Annotated in this window: 14 protein-coding genes; 4 read left to right on the top strand and 10 right to left on the bottom strand. The window is 44.1% G+C overall.

What is annotated here, in order from left to right:
• From BLS49_RS23465 to BLS49_RS23455, 3 genes are all read left to right on the top strand, one after another.
• A partial coding sequence (locus tag BLS49_RS23465; RefSeq protein ID WP_217640077.1) for a hypothetical protein occupies positions 1-341 on the top strand: 341 nt, incomplete at its 5' end.
• A gap of 99 nt (positions 342-440) precedes the next feature.
• Positions 441-716, top strand: a complete 276-nt coding sequence (locus tag BLS49_RS23460; RefSeq protein ID WP_091236383.1) for a hypothetical protein — start codon at positions 441-443, stop codon at positions 714-716.
• 90 nt (positions 717-806) lie between these two features.
• Positions 807-1,277 carry a pyridoxamine 5'-phosphate oxidase family protein gene (locus BLS49_RS23455; RefSeq protein WP_091236380.1) on the top strand — a complete coding sequence of 157 codons (471 nt, stop codon included), beginning with the start codon at positions 807-809 and terminating at the stop codon, positions 1,275-1,277.
• Between the two features lie 250 nt (positions 1,278-1,527).
• Here BLS49_RS23455 and BLS49_RS23450 read toward each other — a convergent pair whose 3' ends face one another.
• The 5 genes from BLS49_RS23450 to BLS49_RS23430 all read right to left on the bottom strand — a co-directional run bounded on the left by BLS49_RS23450 (position 1,528) and on the right by BLS49_RS23430 (position 6,816).
• A complete protein-coding gene (locus BLS49_RS23450; RefSeq protein ID WP_091236377.1) occupies positions 1,528-2,340 on the bottom strand; it encodes an inositol monophosphatase family protein in 813 nt (270 codons plus the stop codon).
• Positions 2,341-2,723: 383 nt separating this feature from the next.
• Positions 2,724-3,560, bottom strand: a complete 837-nt coding sequence (locus BLS49_RS23445; RefSeq protein ID WP_091236375.1) for a prenyltransferase/squalene oxidase repeat-containing protein — start codon at positions 3,558-3,560, stop codon at positions 2,724-2,726.
• A 994-nt stretch (positions 3,561-4,554) separates the two neighbouring features.
• Positions 4,555-4,923, bottom strand: coding sequence for a VOC family protein (locus BLS49_RS23440; RefSeq protein WP_091236373.1), 369 nt, complete (start codon positions 4,921-4,923; stop codon positions 4,555-4,557).
• A gap of 153 nt (positions 4,924-5,076) precedes the next feature.
• Positions 5,077-6,027 carry a helix-turn-helix transcriptional regulator gene (locus tag BLS49_RS23435; protein WP_091236371.1) on the bottom strand — a complete coding sequence of 317 codons (951 nt, stop codon included), beginning with the start codon at positions 6,025-6,027 and terminating at the stop codon, positions 5,077-5,079.
• 27 nt (positions 6,028-6,054) lie between these two features.
• Positions 6,055-6,816, bottom strand: coding sequence for a DNA/RNA nuclease SfsA (locus BLS49_RS23430; RefSeq protein WP_091236369.1), 762 nt, complete (start codon positions 6,814-6,816; stop codon positions 6,055-6,057).
• 534 nt (positions 6,817-7,350) lie between these two features.
• Here BLS49_RS23430 and BLS49_RS23425 point away from each other — a divergent pair.
• On the top strand, positions 7,351-7,779 hold the full coding sequence (locus BLS49_RS23425; RefSeq protein ID WP_281243755.1) for a flavin reductase family protein: 429 nt from the start codon (positions 7,351-7,353) through the stop codon (positions 7,777-7,779).
• A gap of 218 nt (positions 7,780-7,997) precedes the next feature.
• Here the strand turns inward: BLS49_RS23425 and BLS49_RS23420 are convergent, their stop codons facing one another.
• From BLS49_RS23420 to BLS49_RS23400, 5 genes are read right to left on the bottom strand one after another with little or no spacing between them, the layout of a single operon-like run.
• Entirely contained in the window at positions 7,998-8,762 is a 765-nt protein-coding gene (locus tag BLS49_RS23420; protein WP_091236389.1) for an AAA family ATPase, read from the bottom strand.
• A gap of 2 nt (positions 8,763-8,764) precedes the next feature.
• Entirely contained in the window at positions 8,765-10,615 is a 1,851-nt protein-coding gene (locus BLS49_RS23415) for an ABC transporter ATP-binding protein (protein WP_091236366.1), read from the bottom strand.
• A complete protein-coding gene (locus BLS49_RS23410) occupies positions 10,596-12,332 on the bottom strand; it encodes an ABC transporter ATP-binding protein (protein WP_091236364.1) in 1,737 nt (578 codons plus the stop codon). The genes BLS49_RS23415 and BLS49_RS23410 overlap by 20 nt, the downstream gene beginning before the upstream one ends.
• A gap of 39 nt (positions 12,333-12,371) precedes the next feature.
• Positions 12,372-15,719: an FtsX-like permease family protein gene (locus BLS49_RS23405; RefSeq protein ID WP_091236363.1), complete on the bottom strand. Its 3,348-nt coding sequence runs from the start codon at positions 15,717-15,719 to the stop codon at positions 12,372-12,374.
• Positions 15,720-15,732: 13 nt separating this feature from the next.
• Positions 15,733-16,434, bottom strand: a complete 702-nt coding sequence (locus BLS49_RS23400) for an ABC transporter ATP-binding protein (RefSeq protein WP_091236360.1) — start codon at positions 16,432-16,434, stop codon at positions 15,733-15,735.
• Between the last annotated feature and the right edge of the window lie 556 nt (positions 16,435-16,990).

Raw genomic sequence — 16,990 nt, 5'->3', positions numbered from 1 at the left:
ATTATCATGCAAAGAACCTATTGATTCAAGACAATGGCGTTATGCCGATCGATTGGTCCATTTCATATCTAAGTCCTCATCTTGGAGACCTATATTGCTTGATTACGGAAGCACACGCTTGGAGTAATCTTTCAAGAGAAGAAATGGTTTCAGCATACCTTGAAGTAACTGATCTTCAAATTGATCATCTGAACTGGCAATTGCAAATAGGCGGTTTATGTTGGCTGATTAAAACATTACGTTGGCTTGTTTATGGTGGTACAGATATAATCCCTGGATCAGAAACTTGGATACCTAATCTGCTGAAGGATGTAGAAATCCTATACCAGGAAATTGTATAACTTTTCTCGCATTCCACACTAGTGAAACGGACGCATCTAGTGCCCCAGTACAAGACCCCTTTTCGAGGGGTCCTTTCCATTTTCAGGAGAAGTGAAAGAATGAGGATCATGAAGACACAGCAGGACTTTGTCTTCATGCGCCGCGTTATAGCCCTTCCTGCGGAGCTACTCGATCAAGTAGAGAACTTCTTCAAACAACTATGGACATTCCGAAAAAACTTGCCGTCACTTATGGTACGGTTCACCGTAACATCTATAGAACGAAATCGAAGGGCACCTGCTCGAGTACCTTATACTATTGCTAAGTGTACTATTTTAAGACTCTATCAGTTGAACCATACCAAAGTCGAGCAGAGGATTATGACAGCGATTTAATATTTTATCGTATTATTCTTCACATGCACTAAGATTTTACAATGTTAAGCTTAATAATGTATGCCTTATGACAATTTAGGAGGTAATATAATGAGCAAGTACGACGAAGCCATGAAGCTGCTGGAAGAACAAGTGGGTAACAAGGACGGCTTGATCTCTCTGTCTACCATCGCGCTGGAACCGGGGGTCAATGGCAAAAGCCGTCCCGCCGCCCGCATTGTGGACGCCTATTATGAGGACGGCGCGTTCTACACCGTCACTTACGCGACCTCAGGCAAGATGCAGCAGATCGCCCAAAACCCCGAAGTCGCCGTTTGTATCATCGTCGAAAACTTTACGGCCGATGGTATCGGTGAAAACCTGGGCTGGGTATGTGACGAGAAAAACGCGGAGATGATGACAAAGCTGCGCACAATATTCGCCGAGTGGTATAACGAAGCCAATAACGATGAAGACCCTAACACATGCCTGCTGCGCATTCGCCTGACAAAGGGCCTGTGGAATGACGCCCACAAAGGGATCAGAAATGAGATTGATTTTGTCAATAAGACGGTAAATTAAGTGGTCTAACTGTGTGGTTCGCCTTATTGGATTAATATGAAGTAGACATTTGATAACAGACAATATTAGCTCAAAGGGAGTGTGCGCACACTCCCTTTTTTTCACCGTTACTTGTGATAAGGTTCTCCGCGCTGTCTGTAACGGCAATTTTTAAGGCCATCCCAACAAAGGATGGCCTTTCATTGAAGAACATGCCTTACTAAGCTAACGTTTTCGCATGTGCAACAATGTTGAAACGAGACTGGATCTTTTATTCTGATTCCATCCGCAATAATGTCAAGAGATCATCGAAGATTCCAGGTGTCGTGAATATGACCTCTTCACCATAAAGTTCATTAGGGATGCCATCGGGCACCACTTGTACATGGCAACTCAATGCTCCCGCCTCCCGTGCAATCAAGCCTGCGGCGGCTACATCCCACGGTGCAAGACTTTCCGTATGCGCATCTAATTTTCCGGACGCCACATAACAAATGTCTACTGTTGGTGCGGCAAAACGCCTAATGTCACGACAGTTTCTTCTGAGTCGATTTACTCTTTCGATTGCTGGCTGCACTTTTGCTGAATCATGCGGAAAACCTGTGCCAATGACAGCATCTAGTAGCGAAGTACATTGTCGAATTCGTAAACGCTCACCATTGCAATAGGAGCCTTCCCCTTTAATCCCAACATAAGTACAGTTCAAATCTGGCGCATATACTGCTCCTGCCAGCACTACGCCATCAAGGGCAAAAGCCAATGAAACGCCGTAATGCGGTAGGTTCCGAGCAAAATTAACTGTTCCATCTAAGGGATCCACCACCCAAACTGGACCGTCAAAATTAAAATTATCCCAGCTGTGTATTCCGTTTTCCTCCGAAAGAATTCGATGACCTGGAAATTTATCCATTATGGCTTCTTGAATGACTCTTTCCGATAACAGATCCGCGGATGTCACAAGTTCACCGAAATCCTTGTAATTCACTTCAATTTTTTCCCGACGACGCAATTCAGAAATTCTGTCACCTGCTTTTGTTACAGCCTGTTCTGCAAACAACGCTAATTCTCGAAGGTCGAGCTTCATTCCGTTCCCATTCCTCCTTACAGTGCTTTGAGCGTTTCTGCCCGTCAACCGCTTCAAGCGAACTTTCAGATATATATCATATTCGTGACCAATACCACGCCCCCTTTTCGAGGGGTCATTTTCTTTTTCATTGTTGATGTTCGACAACGATTACCTGGTAACGCTCTTCACACTGGCTGGAACTCACGATGAGGAGGTGGAACAATGGCGGCTTATGTTCTACAATCTCATGCCTCGCAAGCAATCTTGCCCGTCCCCCACCAAAAAAACTTGCCGTTACTTATGATAAAGCTCTCCGTATCATCTATAGAGCGAAAATCAAAGGGCACCCGATCGGGTGCCCTGCTTTATGTATGCTACGGCTCCGCTCAAGAAAATAAATACTACACCTGTCCGAGATTTTTTGTAATTTCACGATAACGCATCGTCGCCAGAGAACTAGGCAGGCCTTTTTTGCAGAAAGAAAGCTTGGCCAGCTTGGGAACAACACGTTCAACGACAATCTGTCCATCTACCAGTTTGGATTCCAATGCTTCTAAGGCCTCCAAGAAACGTCTGTCCTTCTTGGCACGGTCATAAAAGGATAACACATAGACATATACAAAAAGATTGTAGTTTCGAAATGGATATTCCACCTGCATGAACAATGTTCCCATCCCATAGTGACATGGACCAATCGGTTTTCGAATGTCCCAGTGCTCGAGCAAGAAATCTACAGCACTATCAAGGGCAGGTTCATTATTGAAATCGTTGCTAAAGCGAAATGCGTTCAAAATAGTGAGAGTTGGGAACGGATTGGAATACTCTGTCTCTGGACCACGACCAAAGCTAAATTTATTGCATCGCCAGCCACCGTCAGGATATTGGGTATCCAAAAGGTGTTGGAAGGTTTTTTTCATTCTGGTATCCGACGCATATCCCAAGTGGCAAAGCACCTCAGCCACATGTGCAGTATGGCAGGGGTAAATTCCACCTTGCGGATATACCTTGAAACATCCGTCATCCTGCCAAGTGCTAAAGATCAGCTCTGCTGTTTCCTGAAATATCGATTCTGTTGGTTTCATACCTAATTCTAATAGATACAATGCGCAGTCCAAAGTAGTAAAAGGTGAGCCCTTCATGAGGCGTTTATCGGGTGTAGTCCAGTAGTCTGAGCCATTATCATATCGGTGCGACAATATTACTTTAACATCTGAAGCATATTGCTTTTCTATAGCCATCTTCTCGCTCCCTTATAAAGTTCATAAGCCCCAATTCAAATGCCATATCGGCCGAATTGTTTTCACTACTTTCGAAGCCGTTTTCACCTCAGTCTTACATTTCTTGTAATCATGATCAATGAATTTTGTTATATCAGCACAATTAGGAGTACCTATGCCTATAATCTATTCAAATAGCAACGAAGAATGGCCGTGCAAGAATACCTCAATGCACTGCCATTTTTAATGTTTCACTGATTTTGCATAAGATCGAGCCCGACTTGATTTTTCTTCAAAATATGGTTACAGCTACTGATAGCTTTTTAATCAAAGATCAAAAGAGACTTTGTGGCGAGAACGTTTTTTTACACTACAAGTTATCCATTCCTCAGACAAAGGAGAAATCTCCTGTTGTAAATTGAGAGCAAGAAACAGTACCGATATTCTTATTAGATGCCACTAATAGGGCGTCTTTTTTTTGCATAATGCATCATATATTGAAGGATCTTCTTCTACATCTCTCTACTCAAAATTTCGCCCTACTTATGATACGGTTCCCCGCGCTGTCTGAAGAGACAAGTTTTGAGGTGGGCCTCATATGAGCGGTATAGAAGGCGACTTTTTTAGAGCGTATACCAAACCTATTTGAGTCAGATTCGAATCGAAACATTCAAACATAAACGTCACTTTTGAGCGTGACAAGCTACTATATAAGATGACTTAAATAAACACGGGATTCACCGCCCCTGTGTAAATCGGGTAATTAAGGATAACTCCAAAACAGGGATGTTAGAACATGAATCGTTTCAGGAAGAAGTGTTGCACTTAGCTTGACAATTCGTCGACATGAAAAAACTCCCCTTGGTACCTCACAGTAACAGGGTTTATTATTTCACCTGTCTACCGTATGGGGAGCATATCACTTTTAGGAACACGGTCTTAATGTTGTAATAATCACTTGGCTCCCTGTGACAGAGGAAGTTATCACTATTATTAAGCTGGATACATTTGCGTATTAGGCTTTACTGTGAAGGGTAACTAGGTAACCGTCTGGGTCGGCAAATGTAAAGGTTCGCCCGAATGGTCCATCTATTGGTGCGGATGTAATCTTTACGCCTGCTGCAATAAGCTTGTCATGAATTTCTTGCGTATCAGGGGCATGAAGCCACAGAGCGACACCAAGTCCAGGCTGAGTACCTGAACCGAGTTCTATTCCTGGCATTAGGTCGCGAAGAGCAAATGCAATAGGCTTTGTTTCAAAGACCACAGCATGAGGTGGTCCCGCCTGTGAGCGCACCAGTCCTAGATAGTTTTGATAGAAATCCGCAGAGCCTTCAAGATTGCTCACTTGAAGTGAAATGAAATCGGGTCCAATTGCTGACATAATGTAATGTCCTCCTTTGAATATGGGGTTGTTTATGTTATTAGTGTAAACCAATCTTCAGTGCACCATCCGTTTCGTTATAAAGTCATGTAAATAACCTCACTTTCATTTTGTATGTCTTCATTATACAAGCCCCCTACTGCCAACAGGATGTCAGTAGCGTTCTTTCATTTTTTCGATTTCTTCTCTTACTCGGTTTTTGAATGATTCAGGTTCAGTGACTATCACATCTGCCCCCCATCCAAGAATCCAAGACAGCAATTCTTCCGGTTGACGGACACGAAAAGTGACATGGTAACCGTCCTCTTTAGACTCGGCACTCTCCATATAATAGTTGTTAGCTTCTTCAACTTTATCGGTGACTTCTGGATTAAAAAGTGCACAGACCCGTATGCTACGGGTATCCTTCGGCCGATAAGATTGAAGGTTGAAGTTATCGGGAATCTGAAATGTATCATCAATCACTGTAAGGTCACTAATTCGGGATACTCGAAAATGGCGAATATCCTCCCGTAAATCACAGGAAGCAACTAACAGCCAGCCGTTCTGCTCATCATGTGCCAATCCGAAAGGCGATACAGTTCGCACAGTTACCCGGTTTTCATCAGCTTCAGCAACCCGCTTGTGATAGGTGAAACGAAGTTTCTTGCCCTCCAGCATGGCTTCACGAATGATTCCCAAGTTTACTCTCTCCCGCGTCATTATGACCATTTCATCTTTTTGGATCAGACGGATGCCCCTTTGTATTCGGTTTGTCTCCTCACGGATGGGTCGAGAAAGAATTGCTTCTATTTTTCTGCGGGAAGAACGAGCACTTTTGCGAAAAGTTGGATCAAAACGATTTTCTGTGAATTCAGTTCCAAGAAGAAGTGATACTGCCTCTTCTACAGTAAAACTAATTGGTGGAAGAAAATAGCCTTCCATCAAAGAGTATCCTAATCCTGTCTCACCAATTATGGGAACACCTGCTTCACTCAGAACCTGCATATCACGATAGATCGTTCTTACACTGACCCCTAAGACCTCTGCTAATTCATCAGCTGTCAGCAATTTTCTTCGCTGTAATTCCATCACAATCGCTAAAAGACGCTCTGTTTTATTCATATTGAAGCTGCACTCCCTTGTTGGAATTCAACCATTCATAATATCTTTCGTTGTTTCAAAATAACGTACGAGATTTACTTCTGTAGGGGTTATTTTGAAGTTAACCTGCCACACTTCAACCCCTTGGTTTATTGATGATTGCACAGAATTCCGGATATAGCTGCTATATTTCCCATTGGATGAGCCAATATATTTAGAACTATCATAGATGAAACATACTAACAGGATTGCTTTGTCATTTTCATTCAAACTATGTGCCAATTCCCCAATGTGTTTTATGAATCGTTCAAATGAGGTGAAACTGCTTCCTTCCTTAGTTTCGATATGTTCCTTAACCTCGACCTGCAATCGCGTAAGGGGTGTTTTGACCTCGATATAAGTATTACCTACAAGAAAATCAAGTTTGGAGTTGCCTACTTTTTGTTCTCTTTTTATTGCTTCACCATTAATCACCATACTAGAAAGTTGGCCGCTTTTTATAAAATGTTCTACATATCTATTTGCTGCATTCTGATTGATTCCTATCCATGATTTATTTACATTTGATGGTAAATCAACTGAAATTGCCTCCACTGTATAAAGGGTCTTTCTTAATAAATTATTGCTTTTTGAAAGCAAGCATGGGACATCACGAAAAACGATGTCACCAATACGACCTGTAGTGGGACAATGGCAATCAAAAATTACTCCGTCAACCTCAACTTCCATAATGAATCGATTTCGTCGTCTGCAAATTACACCTTCAATGAGGGGTGTTTCAAAAATAAATGGATTGTTATTAGTTTCCATAGTAAGTTCTCCTCAGTAATCTCTTTAAGCAAAGTTCAGTTAATATCATCTTTGGCTTTCTAATACCTAGATTATACAAAAACACTACTGACAACAGAATGTCAGTAGTCGCATGGATGAGTTAGAAGATAAAATTAAGTTTCTTGTTGAATCTTTGAACTAATGGGGAACGTTAGTTTATTAACTTAACTTTCGCAGCTTGAAATCGGTAGATAGGCCCTGATGTAGCTGGGCAAAGCGGCAGAACCAGCATCTCATTCAGCGAAATTTCCTACATGCAGACGGTTGAAGGTCACCAGATAGCCTTCTTCCAACTTAGAGAACGTTCGCCGCAGGTATCGGTCTCTCAAAACCTTTACTTCTTCGGAAGCGTCGCTGGACGAAGAGAAGACTATCTGAGGATTTCAATTTCTTAATTGTAGTTCTTCAACAGCCAGCCTCTACCTGTCTTTTGGGTAGAGGCTTCTTTTCGCAAAGTAAAGAATCATAGACAAATATTAATATATTGAACGTTTCAAATATTCTCCGTAATACATCCACAGCCATTTTGCTCTCACTCAAACTTCGGATCAACAGCAAAGAGTAGGTATTAATTTTGTACCGGCAAACTATGCTGAACTAATTCAGATTGTAGGAACTAGAACTGGGAGAGAGATAGATAAATTCTCGGAGTATAACATTGAGTATGATAATGGTATAAACCTTAACGTTCCAATTTTAAAAGAAGCCTATTTTGCTTATGAGTGCAAGGTAATAGATTCAAGAAATTATGGAAGCCATGAGTTTGTAGCAGGAGAAATCAAGACTATTTACAAAGATGAAGATAAATTCATAGAAATTGATGGATGGACTATGCCAGATATGAACAAGTTAGAAGTCCCTCTTTATTTAGGACGTTCCGTCTATGCTACTTTTAATGCTAGTTCGGAGCAGAAAGATTTTGTAAAGTATCGTTTTCAATAAAGAGGGTTGGAGTAACCATTTTTGAACTGGCCCTTCATCATTCTATAGTACAAATAAACTCGCAGAAACCCGTTTATGCACCATTCTGACCGGAGTGTGATTTACCCTGCTCCTATGGTCTGTATGCTGTAAATACAGTCTCCTGCGAGTTTTTCTCCAAAAAACTTGCCCCTACTTATGATACGGTTCACCCCAATATATCTTAACAGATCCAACCACTACCCCTCCAACAACTCCCCCAGCATCCGCTCCCGATGATTCACAAACTCCTTCATAATCACGTAATGATCGGTCTCTTCAAGCTCCACCTTTTGAATCCCTTCTGGTGTAAGCTGATAAATCACGCTATCCGGATAAGCCATGAGGATCGGGGAATGTGTAGATATGATAAATTGAGACTGCTTGTTCACCAGCTCATGAATCCGTGAGAGCATGGCCATTTGGCGAAAAGGAGACAGGGCTGCTTCCGGCTCGTCCATGATGTAGAGGCCTTTTCCGCCAAAACGGTTCATAAAGGCGGCGAAAAACGATTCACCATGCGACATCGTATGCAGGGACTTACCTCCATAAGATTCGATAATATTTGGTAACGGAAAGAAGCTGGGTTCATTATCTAATCTATCAATCTCCGTTGCCAGATTATAATAGCTCTCTGCCCGAAAGAAAAACCCGTCCCGCGGTTTATACACGCCTCGAATAGGACGGAGATACTGATGCAGCTCGGAATGGGTCTCTGCCGTCGAAAAGGTCATATTTAGCGTTCCGCCTTCCGGATTAAAGCCGAGCGCCACCGCAAAAGCCTCCAGCAGCGTGGATTTGCCCATCCCGTTCTCTCCCACGATATAAGTTACTTTAGGATGAAAATCCAATCGTTCGAACTGGGCTACAGCAGGCAGATGGAAAGGATATTTTTTAAAAGAAGGCACTTCCTCCCTTAAAAGAGTCATACTCCGCAAATAGGTTTGAGTGTGGGATAGCTCCATATTCAAACGTGTTCCTCCTCTCCATTCATGCTTAGATGGCCATGGTACAAGTCGCTATAAAATCCGCCCTTCTCCAAAAGTTCATCATGAGATCCTTGTTCGATCAGATGGCCTTGCTTAAGCACCAATATTTTATCGGCTTTGCGAATCGTATTGAGACGGTGAGCGATCACGAAGCTTGTTCTACCCTGCATCAAACGCTGCAGCCCTTCCTGGATTTTGATCTCAGTTACAGTGTCGATGCTGCTCGTCGCTTCATCCAGCACAAGAATATTCGGACCCGCCAGGATAGCACGAGCAATAGCAAGCAGCTGGCGCTGACCTTGGCTAATGCCGCTTCCCCCCGTATCCAGCACCTTATCGTAACCGCCGGGAAGTCTCATAATAAACGAGTGTGCATTTGCCAGCCTTGATGCATCCTCGACCTCCTCATCCGTAGCATCCAGCCTGCCGAACCTGATATTTTCACGAATCGTACCTTTAAAAAGAAATGTATCCTGAAGCACAAACGCCATATGAGAGCGCAAATTTTCATGGCTAATTGAAGTAATGTCCGTCCCATCTACCGTAATGCGGCCCTTCACCGGATCATAAAATCTGGACAGAAGCTGGATCAGCGTCGTTTTGCCCGCCCCTGTCGGGCCTACCAATGCCACCATCTCTCCTGGCTTCGCTTCAAAGCTGATTCCTGACAGCGTGTCTCTTCCCTCATCATAAGCAAAAGCTACATCGTCAAAAACAACCGCACCCTGCATCTTCTCCAGCTTCACGGATGCCGAGTCCGAGCGCTCCTCGATCTCTTCATCCATCACCTCAAACACCCGCTCCGCCCCGGCAATGGCTGACAGCAAGGAATTCCACTGATTAGCAAGATCATTCAAAGGTCTGGTGAACTGTCTGGAATACTCGACAAATACGATAATAACGCCGATCGTAATCGTGCCTCGGATGGCTAGAAAACCACCCACTCCGGCAACGAGAGCAAAGCTCAGGTTGTTCAGCGCATTCATCAGCTTTGGAATAGTCCCCGAAATGGTCTGCGCCCAAAAACCCGCCTGCCGAATAGCCTCATTACGCTGTCTGAACTCAGTAATGACCCGCTGCTCCTGTGAAAAAAGCGTCACAATCCGTTGTCCAGATAATGTCTCCTCAATGTAACCGTTCAGCTCGCCCATGTTTTTTTGTCGTTCCTTATAGAGCGGTCCTGTTCTGCGTGTAATCCAACGCATGCCCAGAACCATCAGCGGAACAATGACAAAAGTAAGCAGCGTTAAAATCGGGCTGAGATACAGCATGACCCCAACTGTGCCGATCAGCGTCAGAACACTGGAAAAAATTTGAATGGCTGAGCTGTTCAGCGTCGAACTAACATTGTCGATATCGTTCGTGAGCCGGCTCATGATTTCGCCCTGCTGTCTTTTTCCGAAGAACGGAATCGGCAGCTTGTGAAGATGCTGAAACAGATCCATCCGCATCCGATACACGGTCTCTTGAGCAATTTCGATCATCCAAATATTTTGCAGCCAAGTGCTTAATGAAGAACCCGCGTAGATAAGGCCTAACCCAGCCAAAAAGAGCATCCAGGGCGACCCGCCAACTCCTTCAATAAAATCGTCGACAGCGATGCCAATCAAATAGGGCCCTAGTAAGGCGAGTACCGAGCTAATGACTACCATAAATAACACGAGTGACAGCTTCGCTTTACGGTTAGCAAGGTACTTCCAGATGCGCAGCAGCGTTCCAGACCAGTTCTTTGCTCGTACTTTTGGCCTTTTACCGGGATATTTGGCGAGTGCAGCTTCATCCATTTCAGGATACGGATGCTTGAAGGGTTCAACGAATGTCTTGAACATGCAGAATTCCCTCCCCATGCTGCGATTCATAGATTTTTCGATACAGTTCAGAGCTTGCCATAAGCTCCTCATGGGTTCCGTTGGCAATTAAGCGTCCCTCATCAAGGAGTAGAATGACATCGGCGGAGGTAGTTGAGCTGATTTTTTGCGTAATGATAAATGTAGTGCATTCGAGCTCAGTCAGCGCCTGAAGCAAAGCAGCCTCCGTACGTACATCAAGCGCGCTCGTGCTGTCATCGAGAACCAGAATAGCAGGCTTACGAATGAGCGCTCTGGCAATGGATAACCTTTGCTTTTGTCCGCCTGACAGATTCACTCCGCGCTGCCCTAACATCGTCTCGTAGCCTTTTGGAAGAGATTCGATTGTCTCGTGAATTTGTGCCTGCTTGGCTGCTTGAATAATTTGCTCCATGCCAGCTTCAGGGACCCCCCAGGCAATGTTATCCTTCACTGTCCCCGAGAACAGAATAACCTCCTGAGGAACATAACCAATGGCTTCACGCAACACCGTATACTCCATATCAGTAATTTTCACGCCATCGATTCGAATAACTCCTTCTGTAGCTTCATACAAACGAGGAAGAAGTCCAACAAGCGATGACTTACCAGACCCGGTAGCTCCCATAATCGCAACCCGCTGTTTAGGAAGAATTTTAAACGAAATATCCTCCAGCACAGAAATATCGCCATCAGGATAACGAAAATGTACATTTTTGTACTCCACTTCACCTAATCGTTCAGAATCAGCATGTCCGACAGAATTTGTACTTTGAGTATCTTCTGTCTCCAGCACCTCAATAACCCGCAGCCCGGATGCAGCAGCTCTGGAATAGGAACTCATAATCCATGACAAAGCGGACAATGCTCCAATCGTACGAAATGAGTAATTCAATACCGCAACAACTTCCCCGGTACTGGCATTACCTGAAACAATATCTATACGTCCGAACCACAAAATAGCAATGACGGAGGCATTCATCACCAGCAGCAATAATGGCATCGTTGTTTCCGTCAATCTAAGTGCAGTCACTGTACCTTGCATTAGTTCGCCGCTGCGGCGCTTGAAGCGTTCTGTCTCATGTCCCATGCGTACAAATATGCGAATCAGTCTCATTCCCGTCAAATTTTCCTGAATAACCCCATTCACAGTGTCCATTCCAGCTTGTACTTCACGGAACTTGGCCGACGTCTTTTTCAGCATCCATGTCACAAACCACACTAATAATGGCACCGTAACAACAAGCATTAACCCCAGCTTAAAATTCACGACCAGAGCCATGATCATACTTCCCGTAACGAGAAGTGGAACCCTTGTCGCAAATCTTAGGCTCATGAACACCATTTCCTGCAGCTGCGTAATATCTCCGGTCAATCTCGTAATGAGGGATGAAGCTTGAAATTTGTTAAACACCGCATAGGTGAACGACTCTACCTTCGCATACAGCTTGTCACGCAGATCGTAACCAAAGCCCTGACTGGCATGAGATGCAAAGAAAGAGCTGGCAACGCCAGCTCCAAAAGCAAGAAGTGCACTTAAGGCTAATACCCCGCCCCATAACCAGACAACGGAAATATTATCGTGAGCGATTCCGTCGTCAATGATTTTGGAGATGAGTATCGGCTGAATCAATTCCACTGACAGCTCAATTAACATCATGCAGATCGCGGAAATCGCAGCAACTCGGTATTTTTTTAGAAAAGAAAGTATCGTAGCCATAAGTGTATTCCCCCGAACTCTATGCACGTGTATCGTTGTCTACTCCACAGATTTCAGCGCTTCAATCATATCAATATGCTTCAGCTTGTAATGCATCGATATCATCACGATCCCGGAAAATAGCAGCGTCAGCAGTGACGCATATACGTAGCTAAGCCAGCCAATCGTTGGGCTAAACATCATAATGTCGATCTCCGCTGTCCGGAGTACAAAGCGATGCAAAAGAATACCCGCAAAGTTACCTGCCACAATGCCCAAAAAGGTGAGAATCAGATTTTCCCGGTAAATGTACATCGTGACTTCTTTATCGTAGAAGCCAAGCACTTTGATCGTAGACAGCTCCCGTATCCGTTCAGATACGTTGATATTTGTTAAATTATACAATACGACAAAAGCTAATGCAGCAGCAGAAACAATTAATACGATGACCACAATATTCATACTATCGAGTGTATCTTTAAAGCCTTGCCCCACACCGCTAGAAAAGCTAACAAGCATCACATCGTCAAGGGCAGTTAATTTTGCACCAAGATCATCCTCGAAAACACTGTTATCCTCCACATTAGCCGTAGAAGAGGAATTTGAATCCGTCAAATCATAATTGAGCAGCTCTGTGTTAAACTCTGGCGAGTCTCCGAAGATTTCCTCGTAATAACCAGGAGTCATGTAAATGTAGTGCATCGCATAGTTCTCGGTGATACCCGCCACTTTAAGCTCAAAACGCTCGTTGTCGTTATTTTGCAAAGTCAGGATATCTCCTCGATTTAAGCTGTATAGCTTCGCCAGCTTCTCCGTAATGATCGCGCCGCCATCACCCAGCTGTTCTCTTTCCTTACCTCCACGTTCCTTCAGTACAACAAAATCCTCAAAATGCTCCGTCGTCTCAGGAACAAACAGCTTCACACTTTGATTGTTCACACCTTCCTCGATCGCAGTCATACTCTCCTGATTAACCTTTAGTCTGCCTGTTACCTCTGGAATATTCGAGATTACCTCATCATATCTCGCCTGATTCTCCTTATCATTATGATCATCATTAAAAGCAACGATAGCATTGTATTTCATAATCTGCCCATACTGTAGCCCGCTAACGTCTCCAATGGAATCTCTCATCCCGAATCCGGTCAAAATCAACGCCGTACATCCTGCCACACCACATACCGTCATGAACATCCGCTGTTTATAACGGAACAAATTTCGAGCAGTGACTTTGCCGATAAAACCAAGACGCTTCCATATGAACTGGATACGTTCCAGCATTATCCGCTGTCCGCTTTTTGGCGCCTTTGGCCGCATTAACACAGAAGCGTGGCTGCGAAGTTCTACTCTGGTAGTAACGAGCGCTGTAAGCGTCGTACAAATCAAAGCTACGATCACGGATATAATGCTGTAGCTTGTGTAAACTTTAAGGCTTACATCCGGTAAATTATATAAAGTACCGTATGCATCAAAAATAATTTTAGGAAAAAGCGTATACCCGACGGCAAGCCCCACGATGGATGCAGCAATACTAGCAAAGCTTGCATAGATAAGGAACTTTTTCATAATATCTCCGTTGCTGTAGCCAAGCGCTTTTAACGTACCGATCTGTAATCTTTGCTCCTCTACCATACGAGTCATCGTGGTCAGACTCACTAAAGCTGCTATTAAAAAGAAAAACACAGGAAAAGCCGTTGCAATTGCTGCTAAACGATCTGCATTATCGCTATATTCGGTATAGCCGGAAGTGCTGCTCCGATCAAGCACATAATATTTCGGCAGCTTCAGCTCGTTCAGGTCCTTCTGTCCTTCTGCCAGATCATGCTCGGCATCAGCAATTTCCTTATCTGCTTTTCCCTTCTCCTCGTTATATTCGGCAAGTCCTTTATCATACTCAGCCTGACCCTCAGCTAACTTAACCTTCGCATCCGCAAGCTTCTGTTCTCCGGTTTCTTTAGCCTCAGCCAGCTTAGCAGTCCCCGTCTTCCAGTCAGCTTCGTCCTCTGCAATCTTTTTCTCCCCTGCTGCTAATTTTTTCAGTCCCTGATCAAGAGTTTGCTGCTGGGCCTGCAGCTGCTGAGCTGCTTGTGCCAGCTTTCCTTCAGCCTCGGTCAAGGATTTTTGGAATCCACCTATAGCCCCCTGAAGTACAGCCGCATCCACTGTGCCATTCATGTAATTGGCTACAACTTCACCAAGCTGACTGTCCGCTGCTTTTGCTCCTGCTATATACTGCTGCTTTTGTTCTGCGGACATGTTCTCGGGATCGCTATTAGCCGCAAGCGTCAACCCTTGCGCAAGCTCCTTTCCCTGCTTCAAACGAGGGGCTGCAGCTGCCTGCTCGGCTTCCAATTGCTTTTTCGCTGCATTCAGCTTATTCTGTCCTTCCCGAAGAGTGAGACGATTATGCTGAAGCTCTTTTTTGCCATTCTCTAGCTCCAGTGCAGCACTGTCCAATTTCGCCTGACCTTTACTCAGCTCATTTTCAAGCTTGGACACGCCTTCCACATATTGCTTTTTGCCATCCCCCAGCTTGCTCTTGGCATCCGACAGTTTCTTCTCGGCATCGGCAAGTTTGGTCTTACCCTCTTCAATTTGCTCCTTCGCTTCATCAAGCTTACTCTGACCTTCTAGGCGAACCTCTTCCAGCCTAAGGGCTGGTCGTGGGCTTAATTCATTCTCAAGCTCCTCCATATGCCGATCTATAAGCTCGTCATATTCCGTCGTGTACGCAATAGCTCCTGTAGTATCTTCAAAGCTAAGATATGCCTCGGTATACACCGACAAACTAAAATCCTCAGACGGAATCACTGCAAAAACATCTGCAGTCCCTTTACCAATGCTGCTAGTTCCCCGACTTGTTGCGTTAATGTATACTGCGCTTCTGACCTTACCAACTACCTCGTAGGTTAAAGTTTTAAACGTGTCCTCCAAATTAGCTTCTGAATCAGGATTAGTAAATGTGATCTTATCGCCTATGGCAAAATCACTGTCCATTCCGAGATCATCGATCACAATCTCTCCTGATTGCTGAGGCATTCTGCCCGTCGTGACTACGTAACGATTCAAAACATCCTTTTCATTATAAGAGTGCACCTTGGCAATCAGTCCGCTGTCACCTAAAAAAACATCCCCGCTGTATTCCGGTTGAACCTGCTTGATTCCCTCATGATTTCTAAGCAGATCAATATCATCATCAGTAAGCCCATATGTAGACTGCACCTTAATATCCATAAGCCCAAGCTGCTTATAATAACGATCCGCCGTGTCGAGCATATTCGGCCCGGTCGCCTTAATCCCGGAAAAAAAGCCAACCCCTAACGCAATAATGGCAAATATCGAGAGGAACCTGGCCTTGGTATGCCATATCTCCCTGAAAATATCGCTCCATAACGCTTTTTTTCTCAATGTCCTTAGCTCCTTACCACTCAATATCGTCGACCGACACTGGATTTGGATTCCTTGTCATTTTACGAACCTTGGCATTGTTAATTTCAATCACCCGATCAGCCATTGGAGCGATAGCTGAATTATGCGTAATAACGATAACTGTTGTCCCCGTGTTGCGGCAAGTATCCTGAAGCAGACGCAGAACTTGCCGTCCCGTGTTATAGTCGAGCGCTCCTGTCGGTTCGTCGCATAAGAGCAGCTTCGGTTGCTTGGCGAGCGCTCTGGCGATCGCAACCCGCTGCTGCTCGCCTCCAGAGAGCTGTGCAGGGAAATTGTTCAGGCGCTCCCCGAGCCCAACGCTTCTGAGTACCTCTTCGGCATCCAGCGCATGGGGTGATATTTGAGAAGCAAGCTCTACATTTTCCTTGGCGGTCAAATTCGGAACCAGGTTATAAAATTGAAACACAAACCCGACATCATTGCGCCGATATCCGGTCAGCTCCTTGCGATTAAATTTCGCTATATCTACTCCGTCCACAATGACCTGACCTTCATCTACCGTGTCCATTCCGCCCAAAATATTAAGCACCGTAGACTTCCCCGCGCCACTTGGACCAACAATAATAGCAAATTCACCTTGCTCTATCTCAAAATCAATTCCATCATTAGCAACAATCGTCGTTTCACCCATTCGGTATCGTTTATATTCGTCTTTAATAATGACAAAAGACATTATCGTTCCCCCTACTCCTTAACTTGCCTGTAGAACATTAACCTGTACACCACAAAATTCGTTCCACATCTTAACATTTAGTTTATCATATAGGGAATTACAAATGAAAAATCGAAATTCAGAAGGTAGACTTCAGCCCCTGAAAAAAACAATCATCAAATAGAACAATAAAGGTGCTACGGAAAAAGAAAACATATAAGTAGAATTAGATCTAGTGATTAAGTTTGAAAAAGAGAAGACTTTGTGTTACAGCCGAAAAATCGAGAACATTTAGAGTTAAACAATGCATAATTAAAGGAATTTAGTCTACAGTTACCACAATCCTTTATCTCAGACATCACTTGTTACGGTTAAAGTCAGAACCCTGATTGACTCCGGCGGCCACTTTACGCATTTCAATACATCACTTGTTACGGTTAAAGTATAGGCGTTCAGATCGTGGACGACATTGGAAGTGAATTTCAATACATCACTTGTTACGGTTAAAGAAACCCACTATCCCAATCCACCACAAACTTAAAGTATTTCAATACATCACTTGTTACGGTTAAAGTAT

This window comes from Fontibacillus panacisegetis (genome assembly GCF_900102215.1).
GTDB lineage: Bacteria > Bacillota > Bacilli > Paenibacillales > Paenibacillaceae > Fontibacillus > Fontibacillus panacisegetis.
This window is presented reverse-complemented; position numbering and strand designations above follow the sequence as displayed.